Annotated in this window: 1 tRNA gene and 1 rRNA gene; both read right to left on the minus strand. The window is 47.9% G+C overall.

Annotation, left to right across the window (positions count from 1 at the left end):
* Positions 1-223: 223 nt before the first annotated feature.
* Positions 224-297, minus strand: a tRNA-Ile gene (locus ACYU7Q_RS21925).
* Positions 298-396: 99 nt separating this feature from the next.
* Positions 397-516, minus strand: a 16S ribosomal RNA gene (locus tag ACYU7Q_RS21930); the annotation flags it as partial.

Here is a 516-nt window from a genome sequence, read left to right on the forward strand (position 1 = left end):
CCCTAGGCATCCCCCGTGTGCTCTTGCTTACTTCTTGTTTCGTAATCAACGCTCGTTAATTCCTCCATCGCTGAAGGCAAGCGCGCTACGCTTCGTTTTTGTTACCCCTTACGTCAAAGAACGTGTATCACTCTGGTGTTTAGTGATTTCGAAGTTGCTTTCCTATTGAAAGCAACCTATGTATTTAGAATCCTGAACTTTTCAGACCACTTGGTGAACCAAGTGGGCCTGCGTGGACTCGAACCACGGACCTCTACATTATCAGTGTAGCGCTCTAACCACCTGAGCTACAAGCCCGTATTCGGATTCAAGTTTATTTGAATGATGGAAAAGACAACAGTAAGCTGTTATTATAAGCGTCTCACGTACACGAACTCACGAGTCGAACTGCTCCAGAAAGGAGGTGATCCAGCCGCACCTTCCGGTACGGCTACCTTGTTACGACTTAGCCCTAATTACCTGTTCTACCCTAACCGGCTTCGTTGCGGAGCACCGGCTTCAGGTCTACCAGACTTT

The sequence above is a fragment of the Hymenobacter terrigena genome (assembly GCF_054776515.1).